Origin of the sequence: Candidatus Pelagibacter communis, from assembly GCF_001180205.1 — a bacterium.
GTDB classification, from domain to species: domain Bacteria; phylum Pseudomonadota; class Alphaproteobacteria; order Pelagibacterales; family Pelagibacteraceae; genus Pelagibacter; species Pelagibacter ubique_O.
The window spans coordinates 1-21282 of record NZ_CVSU01000085.1; the positions used below are offsets into that span (position 1 = coordinate 1).

Below are 21282 nucleotides of genomic sequence, written 5' to 3' on the forward strand. Positions count from 1 at the left end.
CAATAAAGGAAGTTTCTGACATTGGAAGAAAATATAACATTCCGCTAATAATGGATAACACAGCTGCACCAGTAATATGCAGACCGATTGAACATGGAGCTGCTGTAGTAATTCACTCACTTACAAAATATATAGGTGGACATGGTACAGCCGTTGCAGGAAGTATAGTTGATAGTGGAAACTTTGATTGGACCGCAGATCCCAAAAGACAACCTTTATTTAATGAACCTGATAATAGTTATGGTGGTGTAATTTGGGGAAAAGCTGTGCCAGAACTAACTGGTGCCAATGTACCATTTGCAGTTAGGGCAAGAGTTTGTTTATTAAGAGACTTAGGGTCAGCTCTGGCTCCAGATAATGCTTTTGCAATAATTCAAGGACTTGAAACTGTTGCTCTCAGAATGAGACAACATTGTGCTAACGCTGAGTATGTTGTAAATTTTCTCAAAAAACATAAAGAGGTTACAAATGTTATTTATTCTACAGAACACGATAAACCAATTGCTGATAGAGCAAAAAAATATCTTAAAGGTGGAAATGGACCAATGATTGGTATCGAGCTTAAAGGTGGAATTGAAGCTGGTAAAAAATTTATAGAGTCTTTAAAAATGTTCTATCACGTAGCTAATATTGGTGATGCTAGAAGTTTAGCAATTCATCCAGCAAGTACAACTCATAGTCAATTAAATGAGAAAGAGCTAGCTGCATCAGGTGTTACTCAAAGTTATGTAAGACTTTGTATCGGTATTGAACACATTGATGATATTATTGAGGATCTTGATCAAGCATTGAATAAATCTTCAAAAGGTAATTTAAAAGCTGTAAGCTAATTTGGCTTTTAATGTTTACAAATATGAACTAATAATTGGGCTCTTTATGTTTTACAATATAAAGAAAATACAATGTTGAAAGTATTATTAAGATAGAATTTATTTGGTGTAGAGATGCATAAATCATTTTTACTCCAGATAAAATTGTAAGAACTCCCAAAATAATTTGAAACAATAAAGAAATTCCAATAATGAAGATTGGAATTCTTAAATTTATATTTCCATTCTTTAAAACAAAATAAAGCATGTATAAATATATTATGACAATTAAATATGCTAAATTTCTATGAATAAATTGAACAAGTGATTGATCATCAAATACTTTGAGATTAAACAAATCATTGATTACACTGTCATCTGGGAAATATGATGAGCCCATTAAAGGCCAAGTATTATAAATTTTTCCTGCATCCATCCCGGACACAAATGCTCCAATTATTAATTGTAAATATAATAATAAAAGAAAAAATTTAACTGGGTTTAATTGAATATAAATATGATTAATTTTTATATCATTTAGATTTAAATATTTCCAAAAAACTATAGACAAAATAATAAAAGCTGTAACTAAGTGTAGTGATAATCTGTAATGACTAACATCAATTCTATCAACTAATCCACTTGACACCATGTACCATCCAATGAATCCTTGAAAACACACTAAGAAAAAAATAATTGAATATTCTTTCAAAATCCAAAAACCATTTTTAATTGTAAAATAGATCATTGGAAAAAGAACAGTTAGACCAATTAATCTCCCCAATTGGCGATGCGCCCATTCCCACCAAAAAATAATTTTAAATTCATTTAAAGTCATATTAAAATTTTGCATTTTATATTCAGGTATTGTTTTATAGAGATCAAAATATTCTATCCATTTATCATTTGTTAAAGGGGGTAATGATCCAATAAAAAGTTCCCAACTAGTAATAGATAGTCCAGAGTCTGTTAATCTAGTTAGACCCCCTACTAAAATAATAAGCACGATCATCACTAATAAAGTGATCATCCATATTTTTAATTGATAATTTAAAGAATAATTCTGACTGTACATGATTAAATAAATATAATAATTATTAATTAAACCAATAAATTAAATGTCGCCTAAAAACAAAAAAAAATTAGGAATAATAAGATCTAAATTAGATATGTTAGATAATAAGTTGTTATCCTTGATTAAATATAGAACAAATCTTGTAAAAGAAGTTTTAAAACTTAAAGAATTTAAAAAAGAAATAGTAGATAAAAAGCGTATCAATTTTATACTTAAAAAAATTCACTCAAAATCTAAAAAACTAAAGATTGATCCTAAAATTACTAATCGTATATGGAAAAATATGATTTTGTCTTATATCGATTACGAAAAGAGAAACTTTAAAAAAAAATAATTACTTACTGTGTGGTGGTAGCTTTTTTTCCACAAACATTTCGTGTTTTCTAGTATCCGGATTGTATTTCTTTGCTGAAAGTTTAACTTTAGCCTTCTCTCCTCCAGCAGGTTTTTTTACATAGTAGAAGTAAGGGCTATCTGGTTTGGCCTCTGGAACCATTCTTACTTTAACGTGCGTTTTTTTTGCCATTTTTTAATTCTTTTAATTTATTAGAAATTTTTAATAACTTATTTTTTAAATTTTCAGTTCTTATAGATTTATCTGCAATTTCGTCAAGCTTTAAAGAATCTTCATTATTTAATATTTTTTTTACACCCTTTATTGTCATACCTTGATCTTTAAGTAAAAATTTAACTTTTTTAAGAAGATTTATTGTTTTTTCATCATAATATCTTCTATTAGAATTTAATATCTTAGGTTTAATTTGTTTAAATTGACTTTCCCAAAATCTAATGACATGTGTCGGTAGAGCTCCTTTATCATTTGATTTAAGATTTAATATTCTAGCTACTTCACCAATAGTTTTGTATGCGCTATTTGATTTATCCATTATCTTTTAAATTAACAAATTCCTTAAATTCCTTTGATGGCTTAAACAATACGACATCTCTGCTTGAAATTACTTTTGTTTCTTTAGTTTTAGGGTTTCTACCAATCCTAGATTTTTTTTGTCTAATAGAAAAAGTTCCAAATTTAGATAATTTTAATTTTTTTTCGTTTTTGATGTTAGTAACTATAGTTGATAAAAAATCCTCAATTAAATTTTCTGATATTTGTTTTGAAAAACCAAGCTGCATATAAACTAAATTAACTAAGTCTTTTTTAGTTAAATTAATTCTCATATTAAATATTTTGCTTAATCTTTTCTATCAAATTACCTTTTACAATTCTATGACAAACATCTAGAGAGTTTGAAAAGCCAATATGGTCAGTGCCTCCATGACTTTTAACAACTGGAGAGTCTAAACCAATAAAAATTGCTCCATTATATAGTCTTGGATCTAGTCTTTTCTTAAATTTTGTTAAGTTTGATATATTTAATAAAGATGAAATTTTACCTATTAATGTACCTGTCATCGCATTTTTTAACTCACTAGTTATAAAATTCGCAGTTCCTTCTGCTGTTTTTAATGCAACATTTCCTGTAAAACCGTCTGAAACTATTACATCAACCTCTCCATCCATAAGATGGTTTCCCTCAATATAACCAGCAAAATTATAATTATCTGATTTTCTTTCATTTAATAATTGATAAGTTTCTTTGATAGTCTCATTTCCTTTTAATTCTTCTGAACCAATATTTAATAATGCTACGTTTGGTTTGTCATTCGGATAAAGTGAAGTATATAAAGAAGCTCCCATAATTGAAAAGTCTGATAAATTTTTAGAACTACATTCAATGTTGGCACCTAAATCTAATACAACACTCATACCCTTTTTATTTGGCCATAAGGCAGATAAAGCTGGTTTATCTATATTTTCTATCATTTTTAAATTCAATTTCGATACAACTAACAATGCACCCGTGTTACCTGCTGATATAACTATATCTGCTTCTTTTTCTTTCACACTTTGAATGGCAAGCCACATACTAGTATCTTTCCCTCTTTTTGCACCCTCTAGAGGACTATCGGTGCTTTCAATTTTTTTTTCAGTATGAATTAATTCAAAAAATTCTGTGGGTATTTTTCCTATAATTAATGGATCTATTTTATTTTTGTCCCCAAAAATTTTAAAAAAATTATTTTTATTAATAGAATGATTTAAAATAATACCATCTATTATTTTCTTTGGTGATCCATCACCACCCATTGCATCTACTGCAATTTTAATCAAATCTGACATTTTTATAGATTATAATATACTATTCTTTTGGGTCTAAAACTTGTCTTCCCTTATACATACCAGTTTTAAGGTCTAAATGATGAGATAGCCTGTATTCACCTGATTTTTTATCTTCAACTATATTTTTAGTTGAAAATTTCATTGTTTGAGCTCTTCTCATTCCAGTTCTGGAAGGGGTTTGTTTACGTTTTGGTACAGCCATAATTATGGGTTACTTACACTTTTTAAATAAGAATTCAAAGTTTTTTTTGATAAATTTTCATTAAATTCCTCAAAATAATCAAGTAAATGATCAATATTTTCAAAATCACTCAAAAAAATTGAAATTTTATTTATTTTTTCATTTTTAGAAAGATTGTCCCAAAAGTGAATTTCTGAAACCATAGAATGAAATAAATTAATATAATCTTTCATTTTCTTATTTATTGATTGATCACCATATCCAATTTCTCTGATACTTAATTCTAATTGTCTAAAATTAAAGTCATAAATTTCCTGCAAAATTTTCTTATTATTTTCATTTTTGAAGTTTTTTAAGAAAAAAGAAAAATGTAATAAAAACAATGTTAATCGATCGGAAAAGTTATCAGGTCTATTAAGATTTTTATATAAGTCTTTATTTCTAGTGTAATTTATAAAATTGTTATAAATATTAAGATAATTTTTAGTCATGATTAAAATATTATATATAATTTTATTCTCTTTAGTAATTTCAAATTGTTCATTTAAACCTGTTGTAAAACACCACGGTGTACCATTTTTAGAAAAAAAACAATCAAAATTAATTATAAATAAAAGCAACAAAAATGATATTATAAAAATTTTAGGTAGTCCATCAACTAAAAGTAAATTTGATAATCAGGTCTGGATTTACATTGAAAGAAAACAAACTCAATCCAAACTTAAAAATTTGGGTAAAATGAAAATTTTTAAAAATGATGTTTTAGTTTTAGAAATTAATGATTATGGAATTTTAAAAGATAAGAAATTTTATAATAAAGATGACATGGAAAAAATTAAAGTTGTTGAGGCAGAAACAGGTGCAATTTATAAAAAAAATTCATTTATTTATGATTTTATGTCTAGTATGAGACAAAAGATTAATGACCCTCTTGGACAGAGGGCCAAAAAGCGCGAAAAAGCTAACCAGCAATAACAGCTAATAATAATAAAGCTACAATATTAGTAATTTTAATCATTGGGTTTACAGCTGGTCCAGCAGTATCTTTATATGGATCTCCTACTGTATCTCCAGTTACAGCAGCTTTATGAGCCTCTGAACCTTTACCACCGTGATTACCGTCTTCTATATATTTTTTAGCATTATCCCAAGCTCCACCTCCAGCAGTCATTGATACCGCAACAAACAAACCGGTGATTATAACACCAAGTAACATCGCACCCACTGCAGCTAGAGCAGCAACTTGTCCACCAATAGATAAAATTACAAAATAAAGAACTACAGGTGATAAAACTGGAAGCAATGATGGTATAATCATTTCTTTAATTGCAGCAACAGTTAACAAATCTACTAACTTAGCATAATCAGGTTTTTGTTTTCTTTTCATTATACCTGGAAATTTTTTAAACTGTCTTCTTACCTCGACTACAACAGCTCCACCAGCTCTTCCAACAGCTTGCATTCCCATTGAACCAAAAAGATAAGGTAACATTCCACCAATTAATAAACCCACAACAACAAACGGGTTAGATAAATCAAAAGTTACAACAATACCTTCTAATGCAGATCCAGCTTCTTTTGAAAAATGCTTGATATCCTCTGTATAAGCAGCAAATAAAACTAAAGCGCCCAAACCAGCAGAACCAATTGCATAACCTTTTGTAACAGCTTTAGTTGTGTTACCTACTGCATCTAAAGCATCTGTTGTTTTTCTAACTTTCTTATCAAGATTAGACATTTCAGCAATACCACCAGCATTGTCAGTAACTGGTCCGTACGCATCTAAAGCGACAACCATCCCCGCTAATGCAAGCATTGTAGTTACTGCAATAGCAATACCAAAAAGTCCTGCAATAGAATTTGTTATAAGAATTCCTGCAACAATTATTAATGCTGGTATTGCAGTTGCTTCCATAGAAACAGCTAGCCCTTGAATAACATTAGTACCATGACCAGTTGTTGATGATAACGCAACAGATTTAACTGGTCTATAACTTGTTCCTGTATAGTATTCAGTAATCCAGATTAATAATCCAGTAATAACTAATCCTATCACACCACAATAATATAGATCCATTCCATTAAATGTTTGATCATTTATTGTATACTCATTTGTAAAACCAATTACATGATCTGTAACAGGCCATAATATTACTAAAGATGCTACTGCAGAGACAACAAATCCTTTATACAAAGCATTCATAACGTTATTACTTTTTCCAAGTTTAACAAAAAATGTTCCAACAATAGATGTTAACAAGCATGCAGCACCAATAGATAAAGGATAAATCATCATATTTAAATCTCCAACAAAGAAAATTGAGGATAAAACCATTGTTGCAACAATTGTAACAGCATATGTTTCAAACAAATCAGCAGCCATACCAGCGCAATCTCCTACATTGTCACCAACATTGTCTGCTATTACTGCAGGGTTTCTAGGATCATCCTCTGGAATTCCAGCTTCAACTTTTCCAACTAAGTCAGCACCTACGTCTGCACCTTTTGTAAAAATTCCACCACCTAATCTTGCAAAAATAGAAATTAGGGAGGCACCAAAACCTAATGCAACTAAAGCATTAACTATTTCTCTTTCTTCAACATTAGATTTTAATAATATATAATAATAAACAGCTATAGCTAATAAGGCCAAACCAGCAACCAACATTCCAGTTACAGCACCAGATTTAAAAGCAACTGAAAGACCTTGAGCTAAACCTTTTCTAGATGCTTCTGCTGTTCTGACGTTAGCTTCAACAGAAACTAACATTCCTACGTATCCCGCGATACCTGATAAGGCAGCACCAATTAAATACCCAAGACCTACTAGTGGACTAAATGCAATACTTACGATTACTAAAACTACAGCACCAACAATAGCAATAGTTTTATATTGTCTTGATAAATATGCCTTTGCACCGATTTGAATTGCAGATGCAATATCTTGCATTTTTGCATTTCCTGCACTTGAATTAAGAATATTTTTTCCAGTTAAAAATCCATAAACGATAGATAATAAACCAGCTCCAATTGTATATAATAGTATTGTTTCGACTGTTCCGCTCATATTAACCTTAAGTTATTGGTTGTTAAATTTTAAGCCCGCACAATACAAAAAAAGATAAAAAAGACAACGATTAACTTCTAAAACCGATGAATATAACCTTTTGATTTAGCTTGTATTTGCTTGCCTTTTTCATCGAATATCAATGATCTATCTTTACCAGATACAATTTTACCAATTTTAGTTATTTTAATTCCAGTTGCTTTAGATGCGTTTTGAATGATTCTAGCTTTCTTAATATGTGCAGTAAATAAAACCTGATAATCATCTCCATTAGAAATTAGATTAATTTTATTTAATCTTTGTTTTTTAATAAAATTACTCAATTTATTAGAAACAGGTATTTTATTTTCAAATAAGTGAAATGATAAGCTTTGTTTATTAATCATTTTTGTCAAATCATCAATTAATCCATCTGAAATATCGATAGAGCTATTAGCAAATTTAAATAAATATTTTGTTAAATTTAAAGCTAACTCTGGTTTATAATATTTTTCTACAAAGAATAATTTGTCTTTATTTTTAAATTTAGCTTTATCGCTTAATGCTTTAAGTCCTAAATAACTATCTCCCAAATTTCCAGTAACATAAATATCATCATTTAATTTAGCTTTATTACGATAAATTATTTTATTCGAATATCCCATTGATATGATTGTAAAACTTAGTTTGTTTGAAAAAGTTGTGTCTCCACCACATAAATCAATATTATATTTATTTTGTTCTGATTTAAGTGATTTTGAGATTTTATATAAATTTTTTTTTGTAAATGTTTTTTTATTACCAGAGCCAGAAATAAAATAAAACTTTGGTGAAACACCTTTACAAATTAAATCGGAAATTGATGATCTTAATATTTTTTTAATTACTAAATCTGGGTATTTAAAATCAATAAAATGAGTACCAATATTATATGTGTCAACAGATATAACAACACCTCTTTTTTTATCAAAAAACACATCATCATTAAGATTAAGAGCAAATTTATTTTTTTTTAGCTAATTTAAAAAAATAACTATTTATTAAATCAAATTCATACATTGTTAGATCTTAATTTTTTTCCAACATTATCTAATAAAGCATTAAGGTATTTTGTTTGTGAGTCTTCAAGAAAAAAATTAGATGAATTTAAATATTCTTTAATGATTATATTTATAGATAAATTTGGTTTGTACATAAATTCATAAGTTGCTGCTTTTAAAATTGTTTGAAAAACTTTATCTAATTTTTCAAATACAAATTCATCACCTAATTTATTATTTAATTCATCTAAAATAAGATCGTTTCTTTCTATAGTTCCTAAAACGATATCTTTGATGAATTTTTTAAATCTATGTTTTGGAAAATTTAAATCATCATCTTCATTATAAAATTTCCCATATAATTTCTGTATAATTATAACTCTAGGGTTATTTTTTGGGTTAAAATGAGTTCTCATTTTTGAGACAAAACTGAAATCACAGCTTCTGCAGCTTCAGCACCCTTTTTTCTTCTAGCTCTCGCTTGAGCCATATTTAGACAGGTAATTATTCCATTTCCAATAGGTTTTTTACTATCTATAGATAATTTCATTATGGCATCTGTTGATGCTTGAGAAATAAAATCAAAGTGTGGTGTTTGACCTTTAATTACACATCCTAGAGCTAAAAAACCATCAAATTTTTTTAAATTTTTGGAGATTGTAACTGGAATTTCAAAAGCACCAGGTACTTTAATAATTTTTATTATATTTTTTTTTGGAATTATTTTTAAAGCACTCATTATTAAGCCATCGGCAATTTCTTTGTAATAATCTGCTACAACAATTAAATATTTTTTTTTCATCAAATTAATTCCTGTTTTGTAATTTTTATACCATAACCATCAAGACCAATAACTTTTTTTGGTGATTTTGTAATTAATATCATGTTTTTAATTTTTAAGTCTTTAATAATTTGAGCTCCAATACCATAATTTCTTATTAACTTGTCATTCCCCTTTTTATAAAAGTCTTTGTTTTTATAATCCTTTAAAGTCTGAGTTACTGATTTTAGATTTGAGTCTTTAATAAAAACTAAAACGCAATTTTGATATTTTTTAAAATAATTTAAAGTCTTATTAAATGAATTTGGTAGTGATTGATTTATTAGATAGTTTTGGACGACATTAGATGAAATTACTCTTACTCTTGGAGTAATACCTTTTTTTATTTTGCCTTTTATTAATGCGAAGTGTTCTGAACCATCTAAAAGATTCTCATAAATTCTTATGTTATATTTTTGATTTTTTACATCAATCTTGCTTTGCTTTTTAAGTTTAATAAGTTTTTCTTTTTTAAGTCTATATGCGATCAGATCTTCTATCTTTCCAATTTTTAATTTATGTTTTTTTGCAAAATTGAATAAATCGTGGCCTTTAGCCATTGTACCATCTTCATTCATAATTTCACAAATTACAGCAGAGTTATTTTTTTTTGCTAATTTAGATATATCAACTGAAGCTTCAGTGTGCCCTGCTCTAACAAGCACTCCGCCATCTTTGGCTATAATTGGAAACACGTGACCAGGGGAAACAATTTCATTTTTATTTGCTTTTTTTTTTGAAGCAATTTTAATTGTTCTAGCTCTATCTTTAGCAGATATACCTGTAGTTATCCCTTTTTTTGCTTCAATAGAAATTGTGAAGGCAGTTTTGTTTCTTGATTGATTTACTGGAGACATTAAAGATAAATTTAATCTTTTTGCTTGAAGTGAATCAAGTGCTAGACAAATTAAGCCTCGCCCGTATTTTGCCATGAAGTTAATGTTCTTCGCATTTGAGTCTGATGTTGAAATAACTAAATCTCCTTCATTTTCTCTTTTTTCATCGTCAACTAAAATAAACATACCTCCTTTTTTGGCTACACTTATAATTGACTCGATTGATGCAAAATTATTTTTTCCCATGGAAATAATTCCTAACGTATTTAGACAAGATATCTATCTCTATGTTAACTAAACTAGATTTTTTTAAAGTTGATAAATTTGTCTCTTTGTAAGTATGAGGAATTATCCATATCTGGAAACCTTTTTTAGTTACTTTTGAAATTGTGAGGGAAATTCCATTTACACAGATTGATGCTTTTTCTATTAAGTGTTTTCTTTCCTTTTTAGATAAGACAAAGTCAAAAAGGAATGATTTATCTATTTTATTAATACTTAAGACTTTGCCCACAGTATCAACATGACCTTGACAAATATGTCCTGAAATTTTTGTCCCATATTTTAAAGGTAATTCTAAATTTATTTTATCTCTTATTTTCAAAAATTTAAATTTTGAACGAATTATCGTTTCTTTAGATAGGTAAAATTCCATAATTTTTGATTTATATGAGATTAAAGTTAAGCAGACACCATCACATGCAACTGACAAGCCCATATCTTTTTTGGAGACTTTAAGATTACTTTTTACAAAAATATTAAGACCTTTGGGTCTTTTAATAATTTTAGTAATAATACCTTGGTTATAAATTATTCCATTAAACATAATTTCTATCTATATAGTGTTATTCTGTCTTTTCGCAAATTCAGATTTAAATTAATTTTTGTTTGATACTTTTGATTTAATGTATTCAGACCACTAAATTTTAAATATTCTGAGCTTTTAGGAAGATTTTTAGGACTTTTGAATAAATAAAATTTATTAAAAATTTTATTTTTGATTAGAGAATTAGTTAGATCATTTCCACCCTCTATTAATAAATTCCTACAGCCAAAATTATATAGTTTTTTTAAAATTTTACTCATATCAAATTTGTTATCTCTATCAACTTTACATTTAATGAGAATAATCCCATTTCTTTTAAATTTAGAAATTTTTGATTTATCAGCTTTATTATAAAAAATTAAAGTTTTTTTATTTTTAGCTGTTTTAATTATATAACTATTTATTTTGCTATTAAGTTTACTGTCTAAAATAATTCTTTTTGGTGAAAAATTTTCTAAACCTTTTAAACGACAATTTAATCTTGGATTATCTTTGTTTAGTGTTTTATATGTAATCATCAAACCATCGTTTTGATATCTCAAAAGATGTGAAAACTGATCTGAATAAATATTTGTGATTTTTTTTTGATAATTAGTATAAATAATATTGTTTTTTGAAATTGCTATTTTGCCAGTAACATAAGGTAATTTTTTCTTTCTATTAATAAAATAAGGATGATAAAAGTTTTCTATTTTATTTTTTAACAAACCTTTTTTTACAACTATTTTATTTGAATTTAAAATTTTAAAACTTTTATTACTAACTCTTTTATCTATATCTGTTACAGAATATATAACCTCAGAAATTTTTGATTTAATTATCGAGTCAGTGCATGGTGGTGTTAAACCATGATGACAACATGGTTCAAGGGTAACATACATTTTTGAGCCTTTTAAATCTTCGAAACTATTTTTAATTGCATTAGATTCAGCATGTGGTCTTCCATTAAATGAAGTTTGACCTATTGAGATTATTTTGTCATTTTTAACAATTACACACCCTACTGAAGGATTTGATCCAGTAAGGCCATGCCGAGCTCTAGCCAGATCCAAGGCTATCTCCATGTAAAATTTATCTTTTAATGTAAATTTATGTTTTTTTGTAGACATTAAGTTTGTCCACGAATTGCACGAAATCTTTTTCTTCTCTAAAGTTTCTATAAACTGAAGCGAACCTTACATAACCAACAGGATCTAAATCTTTTAAACCATCCATAACCATTGTACCAATTGTATTAGTTGATACCTCACCTTGACCAAGTTCCTCTAAAGACCTTGATATATGACTTATAAATTTTTCTATTGTCTCAGTATCAATTGGTCTTTTCTTAAGTGCAATATAGATCGATTTAGACAGTTTATCGCGGTCAAAAACTGACTTTCTTCCATTTTTCTTAACAACCATTAATTCACGAATTTGAATTCTTTCAAAAGTAGTAAAGCGTTCACCACAAATACAAAGTCTTCTTCTTCTTATAGCTGTTCCATCTTCTGTAGGTCGTGAATCCACTACAGATGTATCACCCTTTTTTTCGCACGGACAAATCATTTGCTAAAGGTTCTTATATATCGGAAATGACGAAGTTAAAGAAATAACTTCATTTTTTACTTCTTCTTCTATTTTGCTATTATCTGACGGGTTTTCAGATAAACCTTTTAAAGTTTTTGTGATTAATTCACCTACAGTTTTAAACTCATTTAATCCAAATCCTCGTGTTGTAGCTGCTTGAGTACCTAATCTAATACCTGAGGTAATCATCGGTTTTTCTGTATCAAAAGGAATGCCATTTTTATTACACGTAATATTTGCTCTAGACAAACTTTCAGCTGCAAGATTACCTTTTACATTATAAGGCCTTAAATCTACCAACATCAAATGCGTATCTGTTCCATCAGAGTATATTTTGAATCCGTTATTTTTTAGTGTCTCTGCAAGCATTTTAGCATTTGCTAAAACAGATTTAATATAATTTTGAAATTCTGGCTGTAAGGCTTCCAAAAAACCAGCAGCCTTAGCAGCAATGATATGCATCAAAGGTCCACCCTGATAACCAGGAAAAACTGCTGTATTAAATTTTTTAGCAAGATCTTCATGATTGGTTAAAATTATTCCTCCTCTTGCACTTCTAAATACTTTATGTGTTGTTGAAGTAACTACATGCGCGTAATCACAAGGGTTTGGATATCCTTTACCTGCAACTAAACCTGAGAAATGTGCCATATCTACCATTAGATAAGCTCCAACTTTATCTGCTATTTCTCTAAATCTTTTAAAATCTATTACTCTAGAATATGCACTTCCACCAGCAATTATTAGTTTAGGCTTATGTTCTAAAGCAAGTTTTTCAACATTATCATAATCAATTAATTCAGAATCTTTATCTACATCATATCCTATCGCATTAAACCATTTACCCGACATTGAAATTTTTAATCCATGAGTAATATGACCACCTGAATTTAAACTCATACCCATGAAAGTATCACCTGGGCTTAACAAAGCTAAAAATACTGCGCCATTTGCTTGAGCACCTGAATGTGGTTGTGCGTTTGCATATTTACAATTAAATAATTTTTTTAATCTTTCAATAGCAAGATTTTCTGCAACATCAACATGTTCGCAACCATTGTAGTATCTTTTGCCAGGATAACCCTCAGCATATTTATTAGTTAAAACTGAACCTTGTGCTTCTAATACTGCTTGAGATACTATATTTTCAGACGCAATTAGTTCAATATGTTGTTGTTGTCTGATTAATTCATCTTTAATAGCTTTATAAAGGTCTGGATCTTTTACAGATAAACTGTCCTCAAAAAAACTTTTATAACTATCATTTAAATAATTTTTTTCACTAGACATAATTATATTTTTTTAACTCTTTTTAAATGTCTCCCACCATCAAATTTAGTATTTAAAAAAACACTAATAAACTTTAAAGCATTTTTTTTGGATATCAATCTTGAACCTAATGTAATGATGTTTGCATCATTATGCAATCTGGATAATTTTGTTGATTTTAGATTAAAACATTGCGCTGCACGCACATTTTTATGCTTATTTGCCGCAATATTCATGCCAATCCCAGATCCACACACTAAAATACCAACATTTCTTTTATTAAGTTTGACTTTTTTTGCAACTTTATGTGCATAGTCAGGATAATCAACACTACTATCATCTTTTGGACCAAGGTCCTCAAATTTTACTTTTTTATTTTTTAAATACTCTTTGATTGACTCTTTTAATATAAATCCAGCGTGATCTGATGAAATAAATATTTTTTTCAAATTAATTAAATTTGTAATCTAAAACACAAGCAACTAAATGTATTCTATTCTCTTCACCACCATTAAATGCATTGTGATACTTCGTGTTATTTGTGACCCATACTGACCCATCCGCAGGCATGTGCTTTGCGACATTATCAATAACCATGATGCAGCCAGGGTTAGTAATTATAGGTATATGTAATCTTGGCTCAGGATCTCTATGCCAACTCAAAGTTGATCTTGGTTCTTTTAAAAGAATTCTAACTCTTCCTAATTTATATTTAGATGACAGAGCATCATATACATCTTTAAAGTAAGTATTTTCATAATCTTTTATAAATTCCGAATATTGTGACTCATCAAGAGACTCATCTCTGACTACTTCTTTTCCCGATTTATCAGGTTTTGTCCAATATACTCCTCTAGCCTTGTTACCTTTGATTGAGTCTGGATCACCAGGTATTTGGGTTAATGATATCGCTCCAAAGTGAGTTACACCAGCATCTTCAAATTTTTTAATCTTAACTATTTGATGATAAGCTTCTTGCAACTTTTCAATATCAAACTTAATTTCTTGTTTCTGAAAATCGCTAAAGTCTAATACTCTATCTTCTTTTTTAATATTTAAGTCTATTACTTTTGAATTTTCTATTGTCATCTTGATTGCTTTCTACCTTTTTTTTTGTATATGTGTATATTACATTTGTCGCAATTTAAAAGTAAATTAAAACATGATTATTGGTAAATATCCCAATCTTAGACTTAGAAGAACTAGAAAAGAATCTTGGTCAAGAAGACTGATTCAAGAAAATACCTTAAGTCCAAATGATTTTATATTACCTATTTTTTTAATTGAAGGATCAAATAAACGGCAAAAGATTTCATCAATGCCAGGTGTATACAGATATACAATTAATCGATTGAGCCAAATAGTAGATAGAGCAATAAAAAAGAAGATACCAATGGTTGCACTTTTTCCAAAAACCCAAAATGTACGTAAAGATGAATTGGGTACAGAATCACTTAACGAAAAAAATTTAGTTTGTAGAGCAATTAAAGAAATTAAAAAAAGATACAAAAATCAAATAGGTATTATGTGTGACGTAGCATTAGATCCCTATACATCACATGGTCATGACGGTTTAATCAAATCTAACACAATACTTAACGACGAAACAATTGAGGTTTTGATTAATCAATCATTACTTCAAGCAGAGATGGGTTGTGATCTACTGGCTCCATCAGACATGATGGATGGCAGAATAGGTAAAATCAGAAAAGCTTTAGATAAAAATAAATTCCAAAATGTTCAAATATTATCTTATGCAGCAAAATATGCTTCAAGCTTTTATGGCCCTTTTAGAGATGCAGTAGGTTCTAAAGGTTCGTTAAAAGGAGACAAAAAAACTTATCAGATGGATTATAGAAATTCTGATGAAGCTTTAAGGGAAGTTGCATTAGATATTAAAGAAGGTGCCGATATGGTAATGGTTAAACCAGGTATGCCCTACTTAGACATAATAAAGTCAATAAAAGAGAAATTTAAATTACCTGTATTTGCCTACCAAGTATCAGGAGAATATAGCTTGATTGAAACAGCTATAACGAAAAAATTAATTAATAAAGATGCTATATATGAAAGCTTGGTAGCTTTTAAGAGAGCTGGTGCCAATGCTATAGTAAGTTATTATGCTGATAGAATTGATAAAATAATAAAATAATTATTTTAACGTATTTAAAAATAACAACCTACTATTTGGATAACTTAAATTATTTGGTCTTAAGATGGTTTTATCCAAATAATCTCCTACTAATTTCAAACCGTTCAATAAGGTGCCAAGATCATTAACCTCTATATCTCTTTCAATCAAAAAATTAGGTACATATTTTTTTTCATTTAAAGAATTAGCGTAATATACAGTTTTGTTACCTTCCAAATCTTTTTCAACTAAATTTTCGAGCGATAAGTCATATCCTAATATTTTAAGTAACTCTAATTCCCAAAATATATATTTTTTTAACCAATCTTTTTCTTTTAAAATTAAAAATAAATTTTGAATTATAAAATAAACTTTATCATTAGATTGAGATTCTGCTGTTAATATTTTGATTAAATTCATAGCAGATGTAATACAGGATAACTTTTGCTTATGATCAAAATATAATGGGGTATAGGCATTTAAAATTTCAATTTTAAAATAACCTATTCTGTTTTCATTTTTAGAATTGTAATTAACATGGAGTTTGTTACCAACTTGAAGGTAATTTTTAATTTTTTTGGAAGTACCACCAAATATAATTCCAGATATCTTTCCTTTATCTTTTGTAAATAATTCAGCAATTAATGAATTTTCATTATATCTTGTTTTGCTTATTAAAAACCCTTCGTCTGACCAATTCATTTTTTATTTATTTTTTTTAAACATTCGATAGCAGCATTTTGTTCTGCTTCTTTTTTTGATTTTCCAGTAGCTATGAAATATTTTGTATTGGGCAATTTTACTCCAACTTTAAATATAGGTTTGTGTCTTGGTCCTGTATTTGAAATTAATTTATAAGTAGGTAATTTTTTGAAGTTTTTTAAAGTTAATTCCTGTAACTTTGTTTTTGCATCTATTTCTGTAACTACACTTTTTTCAATATGATCTTGCCACAAGTTTAAAATTGTTTTTTCGACAATTATAAAACCTTTATCAAGATAAATAGCACCAATTAATGCTTCACAACTATCAGATATAATTTTGTCTTCAATTTTTATTTTTTTATTGTTGGGATTAAATGTTTTAACATAACTAGCTAAGTTGATTTTTTTTGCTATATCCAGACACGTTTTTTTATTCACTAGCGATGCAAATTTTTTATCAAGAATTCCTTCTTTTTCACCTGGATAAATTTCTAAAAGTTTTTTTGCTATAACTAAACCAAGAACTCTATCACCCAGAAACTCTATCTTTTCATTATTTTCATTTGGATTAAAGCTTTTATGTGTAAGAGCTTGGATAAGTAGATCTTTATTTTTAAATTTTACATCAATTTTTTTTTCTAAACTTTGATAGTTAATTTTCATTAATTAATTTTATTAAAGGTTCTATTAAATCTTATTGACTTATGCCATTTCCAAAATTCAATAAAACTTCCTATTCTTTTATCTGAAGAGAAAAATATAAATTGAGCTTTTCCTACTAAATTATCTTTATGTACATATCCAACACTTGTTAAGTACCTGCTATCTTTAGAACAGTCTCTGTTATCTCCTAAAAAGAAATAATGATCTTTTGGTACAGTAAACACATCAGAATTTTGATAGGTGTAATCTTTTAAATAAACAGTGTGAAATTTTTTACCATTTGAAAGTTTTTCTTCAAATCTATAAACATCAATATTTTTGTTGCCACAGAAAATTGTAGTTTTGTTATTAATTTTAGATTTAAGAATTTCAGAATTATTTAAATATAAATTAGAATCTATAAATTGAATTTTATCACCAGGTAAACCAATTAATCTTTTAATGTAATCTGTTCGATTATCTGCTGGAGTTTTAAATACAATTACATCACCTCTTTCTGGACTACTAAACATAATTCTTTTGTTTAATATTGGAGGGCTAAAAGGAAATGAATGTTTGCTATATCCATAGGTATATTTTGTTACAAACAACCTATCACCTACTAATAAAGTAGGTTCCATGGATGATGATGGAATATAAAATGGTTGTACTAAAAGGGATCTAATTATAACTGCAATTATTAATGCATAAATTAAAGTTTTTATATTTTCTGAAAAAAAATTTTTATCTAATTTCATGATGTTTGAATAATTGCAAATGCAGTTGAATAATTTTTTTCATCCGAAATTGATAAAAAACATTTAAAATTTTTGATTTTAAAGTTCTTTTGTATGATTTTTGTAATTTTTTTATTTTTAACGTAATAAGGCTTTCCCTTTTTGTCATTAACAACTTCTATATCTTTAAAATTTAAATTCATACGAAAACCTGTGCCAAGAGCTTTAGAAAATGCTTCTTTTGCAGCAAATCTCTTTGAAAAATAAGCTGCTTTATTGTTTGCTGCATTAGATTGTTTCAATTCTTTAGATGAGTAAATTCTTTTTTTAAATAAAGGATTTTTAATCGATTTTTGAATTCTTTTATTTTCAACAATATCAACTCCAATACCTAGAATTTTCATTTATTTTTTTATAATTTTTTTAAAGTTTTTAATTACTTTTGAAAGTCCATCAAATATTGACTCTCCGATTATAAAATGTCCAATATTATACTCCTCAATATCTATTATTTTTATTAACATTTTCGTGGTTTTATAGTCTAAACCATGACCAGCATGAACTTCTAAATTTAAACTTGATGCCAATTTTGCACTTTTTTTAATTCTGTTAAATTCACTAGAATAATTTTTTTTTGATTTAACTAGGTTTGCTAGTTTTCCGGTATGTATTTCAATACAATCAGCATTTAATTTTTTAGCAAGTCTAATGTCATTTGGGGAAGGATTAATGAATAAACTTGTTCTTATCTTTGCTTTTTTAAATTTTTTAATTATTTTCTCTAACTTATTAAGATTGTTTTTTATATTTAAACCTCCCTCGGTAGTAATTTCTTTTCTATTTTCTGGAACTAAACAGATAAAATTTGGTTTTATCTTAAGTGCTTTATTAACAATTTCTTTATTCATAGAAATTTCAAGGTTTACAGGTACATTTCTTAAACCACAGATTTTTTTTGCATCAATATCATTTATATGTCTTCTATCTTCTCTTAAATGTATTGTTACGGAATCAGCTCCATAACTAATAACTTTTTTGGCTGCATATAGTGGATCTGGATGTTTCTCTCCACGAGCGTTTCGTAGAGTTGCAATATGATCTATATTTACACCTAACCTTTTCACTTAATAAATCTGCTTCCTGGGGTTGTTATTGGTATAGATTTAAGTTCTGGAGGTAATTTATTTGCTTTATAAGTTGGAACATCAATTTTTAAATGAGATGTTATTCCAGTTTTTATTTTTAAAGATTGTTTGGTTGATCGATCAATAATAGATGCAAATCCAATTAATTTTGCTTTTGATTTTTTAATCAATTTAACACACTCCAAACTTGATTTTCCTGTAGTGATTACATCTTCTATAATTAATACTCTTGCACCTTTTTTAATATGGAAACCTCTTCTAAGAGTAAATTTACCATTTACCCTTTCACAAAAAATTGTTTCTTTTTTTAGTAGTTTTCCTATTTCATATCCAATAATTACTCCTCCCATTGCAGGAGCTAGTATTAAATCAATTTTTTTAAATTTTTTTTTAATTTTATTTGCTAAAGATTTACAAATTTTATCAGCTAAATTAGGGAAGCTTAAGAGTTTTGCGCACTGAATATATTTTGAAGAATGTAGACCTGAGGATAAAACAAAGTGACCTTCTAATAATGCATTAGTTTTTTTTAAAATATTTAAGGATTTTTTGTGTGAAAGCATTTCTTTTTTCTTCGTGTCTAATTATCTTAAATTTTATACTCTTTTGTTTTAGCTCTGCAATAAAATTAGTAAAATTCTTAAGGTTTCTAATAATTAATTTAAATTTAAAATTAATATAATTGGGATTTTTACCAACCATTTCTAAGCTCGATATATTTAATTTGTGACTTCCAATGAGTGAGCTTATATCTCCTAATTGACCTGGCTTATCAGGTAATGACATCCATAGAGTGGTATTATATTTTTTTGTTTTTTCCTCTTTTTGCTCTCCTTTATCATGCCAATATCTTCTTATTGCTGCTCTAGCTTTGCCTGTTTTAGTAGTTGGTATCCAGTGAAGTGATGGTGAATTATTTTTAGATGTTATTATATTTACTCGATCACCATTTCTTAAAATAGTTTGTAATTCGCTTTTGTTTCCATTAATTTCACAACCAACTGCTGAATTACCAATTTTAGTATGAACAGCATATGCAAAATCTATAGCAGTTGCATCTTTAGGTAATTTAATTACTGAACCTTTTGGTGTGAAACAAAATACGTTTTCTTGAAACATTTGTAGTTTTGTATACTCATATGAGTCTTCAGGGTTTTCATTTTTTTCTATAATCTCAACAAGGTCTTTCAACCAATCATACTCCTTCCAGCTTAAAGAATTAAATTTTTCAGAAGATTTATACTGCCAATGAGATGCAACACCTCTCTCGGCAAATTCGTGCATTTCATGTGTTCTAATTTGAATTTCTATTGGTTTTTTATTTGAACCAATTACAGAAGTATGAATAGATTTATAACCATTTATTTTTGGAGATGAAATATAATCTTTAAATTTTCCCGGTATACAATTCCATTTTTTATGAAAAATACCAAGCGTTTTGTAACAATCGTCTACGTTTTTTAAAATTATCCTAAATCCAATAATGTCTGTTATTTGTTCAAGGGAAACTCTTTTTTTTTGGACTTTTCTCCAAATTGAAAAAGGTGTTTTTTCTCTACCATGAATCTCTGCATTAATCTCATTATCATTCAATATTTCACTTAACTCAAAAGATTGTTCTTCAAATAAATCTTTTCTATCCAATTTTATTTCATCAAGTCTTTTTTTTATTAATTTTCTTGCATCGTTATTTAAAATTTCAAAAGATAAATCCTCAAGTTCGTCTCTTATTCTATGCATTCCCATTCTATCAGCTAATGGGGCATAAATTTCCATAGTTTCTTGAGCTATCCTTTTTCTTTTATCTTCTTTTGTAATTGCTTTAATGGTTCTCATATTATGGAGTCGATCGGCAATTTTCACTAACAGAACTCTGATATCTTTTGATGTTGCTAAAATTAATTTTCTGAAATTCTCAACTTTAGAATTAGCTCCAGCTGAATTTTCAAATGCAGAAATTTTAGTTACACCGTCGACTAAATCAGCAACCTCATCACCAAATTCTTGTTTGATAGTTTCATAAGTTGCAAAAGTATCTTCTATAGTGTCATGCAACAGACCCGTTGTAATTGTAGCGCTATCTAATTTTAATTCAGTTAAAATATTTGCAACCTCAATTGGGTGAACAGAATAAGGATCACCCGAAGCTCTTTTTTGACTCTTATGAGCTTTAACAGCAAAATTATATGCTTTATCCAATTTTTCAGGATTAAGAAATTTATTATAATTCTTAACTTTATTTATAAGTTCATTTGAATTAAGCATAATTG

Annotated in this window: 29 protein-coding genes; 4 read left to right on the top strand and 25 right to left on the bottom strand. The window is 27.8% G+C overall.

The genetic code is table 11. The features are described 5' to 3' along the window. A partial coding sequence (locus tag AMO08_RS03230) for a PLP-dependent transferase (protein ID WP_143323809.1) occupies positions 1 to 830 on the top strand: 830 nt, incomplete at its 5' end. 28 nt (positions 831 to 858) lie between these two features. Here AMO08_RS03230 and AMO08_RS03235 read toward each other — a convergent pair. Continuing rightward, the gene (locus AMO08_RS03235) at positions 859 to 1839 is read right to left on the bottom strand and encodes a COX15/CtaA family protein (protein ID WP_256997650.1); all 981 of its coding nucleotides are present in this window, start codon (positions 1837 to 1839) and stop codon (positions 859 to 861) included. A gap of 88 nt (positions 1840 to 1927) precedes the next feature. On the opposite strand from AMO08_RS03235, the gene AMO08_RS03240 reads away from it, so the two are divergent. After that, the gene (locus AMO08_RS03240; protein ID WP_075485091.1) at positions 1928 to 2218 is read left to right on the top strand and encodes a chorismate mutase; all 291 of its coding nucleotides are present in this window, start codon (positions 1928 to 1930) and stop codon (positions 2216 to 2218) included. Here the strand turns inward: AMO08_RS03240 and AMO08_RS03245 are convergent, their stop codons facing one another. Genes AMO08_RS03245 through AMO08_RS03270 form a run of 6 tightly spaced genes read right to left on the bottom strand, consistent with a single transcriptional unit; the run spans position 2219 to position 4738 of the window. Beyond that, complete coding sequence (locus tag AMO08_RS03245) at positions 2219 to 2410, bottom strand: 50S ribosomal protein L33 (protein WP_023853780.1); 192 nt, start codon at positions 2408 to 2410, stop codon at positions 2219 to 2221. Further along, a complete protein-coding gene (locus AMO08_RS03250; protein ID WP_075485094.1) occupies positions 2388 to 2771 on the bottom strand; it encodes a MerR family transcriptional regulator in 384 nt (127 codons plus the stop codon). Before AMO08_RS03250 ends, AMO08_RS03245 begins: the two co-directional genes overlap by 23 nt. Beyond that, positions 2764 to 3063 carry an integration host factor subunit alpha gene (locus AMO08_RS03255; protein ID WP_075485097.1) on the bottom strand — a complete coding sequence of 100 codons (300 nt, stop codon included), beginning with the start codon at positions 3061 to 3063 and terminating at the stop codon, positions 2764 to 2766. Before AMO08_RS03255 ends, AMO08_RS03250 begins: the two co-directional genes overlap by 8 nt. Position 3064: 1 nt before the next feature. Next, positions 3065 to 4066: a phosphate acyltransferase PlsX gene (gene plsX, locus AMO08_RS03260; RefSeq protein ID WP_075485100.1), complete on the bottom strand. Its 1002-nt coding sequence runs from the start codon at positions 4064 to 4066 to the stop codon at positions 3065 to 3067. A gap of 19 nt (positions 4067 to 4085) precedes the next feature. Beyond that, a complete protein-coding gene (gene rpmF / locus AMO08_RS03265) occupies positions 4086 to 4268 on the bottom strand; it encodes a 50S ribosomal protein L32 (protein WP_023853776.1) in 183 nt (60 codons plus the stop codon). A 2-nt stretch (positions 4269 to 4270) separates the two neighbouring features. Further along, positions 4271 to 4738, bottom strand: a complete 468-nt coding sequence (locus tag AMO08_RS03270) for a ubiquinol-cytochrome C chaperone family protein (RefSeq protein WP_075485103.1) — start codon at positions 4736 to 4738, stop codon at positions 4271 to 4273. Between AMO08_RS03270 and bamE the strand changes: the two genes are divergently transcribed. Then, positions 4737 to 5222 carry an outer membrane protein assembly factor BamE domain-containing protein gene (bamE, locus tag AMO08_RS03275; protein ID WP_075485106.1) on the top strand — a complete coding sequence of 162 codons (486 nt, stop codon included), beginning with the start codon at positions 4737 to 4739 and terminating at the stop codon, positions 5220 to 5222. The two genes, AMO08_RS03270 and bamE, sit on opposite strands and share 2 nt — an antisense overlap. On the opposite strand, the gene AMO08_RS03280 is transcribed toward bamE, so the two are convergent. From AMO08_RS03280 to AMO08_RS03330, 11 genes are all read right to left on the bottom strand, one after another. Further along, positions 5209 to 7314 carry a sodium-translocating pyrophosphatase gene (locus AMO08_RS03280; protein WP_075485109.1) on the bottom strand — a complete coding sequence of 702 codons (2106 nt, stop codon included), beginning with the start codon at positions 7312 to 7314 and terminating at the stop codon, positions 5209 to 5211. The genes bamE and AMO08_RS03280 overlap by 14 nt on opposite strands. Before the next feature lie 77 nt (positions 7315 to 7391). Next, positions 7392 to 8270 (bottom strand): thiamine-phosphate kinase, encoded by an 879-nt coding sequence (gene thiL, locus AMO08_RS03285; protein ID WP_256997651.1) that lies wholly within the window; start codon positions 8268 to 8270, stop codon positions 7392 to 7394. A 74-nt stretch (positions 8271 to 8344) separates the two neighbouring features. Then, on the bottom strand, positions 8345 to 8749 hold the full coding sequence (locus tag AMO08_RS03290; RefSeq protein ID WP_075485112.1) for a transcription antitermination factor NusB: 405 nt from the start codon (positions 8747 to 8749) through the stop codon (positions 8345 to 8347). Further along, positions 8746 to 9135, bottom strand: coding sequence for a 6,7-dimethyl-8-ribityllumazine synthase (gene ribH / locus AMO08_RS03295; RefSeq protein WP_075485115.1), 390 nt, complete (start codon positions 9133 to 9135; stop codon positions 8746 to 8748). Before ribH ends, AMO08_RS03290 begins: the two co-directional genes overlap by 4 nt. Continuing rightward, a complete protein-coding gene (gene ribB, locus AMO08_RS03300) occupies positions 9135 to 10235 on the bottom strand; it encodes a 3,4-dihydroxy-2-butanone-4-phosphate synthase (protein WP_075485118.1) in 1101 nt (366 codons plus the stop codon). The genes ribH and ribB overlap by 1 nt, the downstream gene beginning before the upstream one ends. Further along, a complete protein-coding gene (locus AMO08_RS03305; protein WP_075485120.1) occupies positions 10222 to 10815 on the bottom strand; it encodes a riboflavin synthase in 594 nt (197 codons plus the stop codon). The genes ribB and AMO08_RS03305 overlap by 14 nt, the downstream gene beginning before the upstream one ends. A gap of 5 nt (positions 10816 to 10820) precedes the next feature. Next, a complete protein-coding gene (gene ribD, locus AMO08_RS03310) occupies positions 10821 to 11924 on the bottom strand; it encodes a bifunctional diaminohydroxyphosphoribosylaminopyrimidine deaminase/5-amino-6-(5-phosphoribosylamino)uracil reductase RibD (protein WP_075485123.1) in 1104 nt (367 codons plus the stop codon). Then, on the bottom strand, positions 11905 to 12363 hold the full coding sequence (nrdR, locus tag AMO08_RS03315) for a transcriptional regulator NrdR (protein ID WP_075485126.1): 459 nt from the start codon (positions 12361 to 12363) through the stop codon (positions 11905 to 11907). Before nrdR ends, ribD begins: the two co-directional genes overlap by 20 nt. 3 nt (positions 12364 to 12366) lie before the next feature. Beyond that, positions 12367 to 13674 carry a serine hydroxymethyltransferase gene (glyA, locus tag AMO08_RS03320; RefSeq protein WP_075485128.1) on the bottom strand — a complete coding sequence of 436 codons (1308 nt, stop codon included), beginning with the start codon at positions 13672 to 13674 and terminating at the stop codon, positions 12367 to 12369. 2 nt (positions 13675 to 13676) lie between these two features. Further along, positions 13677 to 14102, bottom strand: a complete 426-nt coding sequence (gene rpiB / locus AMO08_RS03325; protein ID WP_075485131.1) for a ribose 5-phosphate isomerase B — start codon at positions 14100 to 14102, stop codon at positions 13677 to 13679. A 1-nt stretch (position 14103) separates the two neighbouring features. Continuing rightward, entirely contained in the window at positions 14104 to 14742 is a 639-nt protein-coding gene (locus AMO08_RS03330; protein WP_075485134.1) for an aspartyl/asparaginyl beta-hydroxylase domain-containing protein, read from the bottom strand. A gap of 73 nt (positions 14743 to 14815) precedes the next feature. Between AMO08_RS03330 and hemB the strand changes: the two genes are divergently transcribed. Then, entirely contained in the window at positions 14816 to 15805 is a 990-nt protein-coding gene (gene hemB / locus AMO08_RS03335; protein WP_075485137.1) for a porphobilinogen synthase, read from the top strand. Here hemB and recO read toward each other — a convergent pair whose 3' ends face one another. Genes recO through AMO08_RS03370 form a run of 7 tightly spaced genes read right to left on the bottom strand, consistent with a single transcriptional unit; the run spans position 15806 to position 21277 of the window. Continuing rightward, entirely contained in the window at positions 15806 to 16486 is a 681-nt protein-coding gene (gene recO, locus AMO08_RS03340) for a DNA repair protein RecO (protein WP_075485140.1), read from the bottom strand. Next, positions 16483 to 17151 carry a ribonuclease III gene (gene rnc, locus AMO08_RS03345; protein ID WP_075485142.1) on the bottom strand — a complete coding sequence of 223 codons (669 nt, stop codon included), beginning with the start codon at positions 17149 to 17151 and terminating at the stop codon, positions 16483 to 16485. Before rnc ends, recO begins: the two co-directional genes overlap by 4 nt. Beyond that, on the bottom strand, positions 17151 to 17888 hold the full coding sequence (lepB, locus tag AMO08_RS03350) for a signal peptidase I (protein WP_075485144.1): 738 nt from the start codon (positions 17886 to 17888) through the stop codon (positions 17151 to 17153). Before lepB ends, rnc begins: the two co-directional genes overlap by 1 nt. Beyond that, entirely contained in the window at positions 17885 to 18271 is a 387-nt protein-coding gene (acpS, locus tag AMO08_RS03355; RefSeq protein WP_075485146.1) for a holo-ACP synthase, read from the bottom strand. Before acpS ends, lepB begins: the two co-directional genes overlap by 4 nt. Further along, positions 18272 to 18991, bottom strand: coding sequence for a pyridoxine 5'-phosphate synthase (locus AMO08_RS03360; RefSeq protein WP_075485148.1), 720 nt, complete (start codon positions 18989 to 18991; stop codon positions 18272 to 18274). After that, positions 18988 to 19575 (bottom strand): orotate phosphoribosyltransferase, encoded by a 588-nt coding sequence (gene pyrE / locus AMO08_RS03365; RefSeq protein WP_075485150.1) that lies wholly within the window; start codon positions 19573 to 19575, stop codon positions 18988 to 18990. Before pyrE ends, AMO08_RS03360 begins: the two co-directional genes overlap by 4 nt. After that, positions 19532 to 21277 carry a RelA/SpoT family protein gene (locus AMO08_RS03370; protein ID WP_075485152.1) on the bottom strand — a complete coding sequence of 582 codons (1746 nt, stop codon included), beginning with the start codon at positions 21275 to 21277 and terminating at the stop codon, positions 19532 to 19534. Before AMO08_RS03370 ends, pyrE begins: the two co-directional genes overlap by 44 nt. Positions 21278 to 21282: the final 5 nt, after the last annotated feature.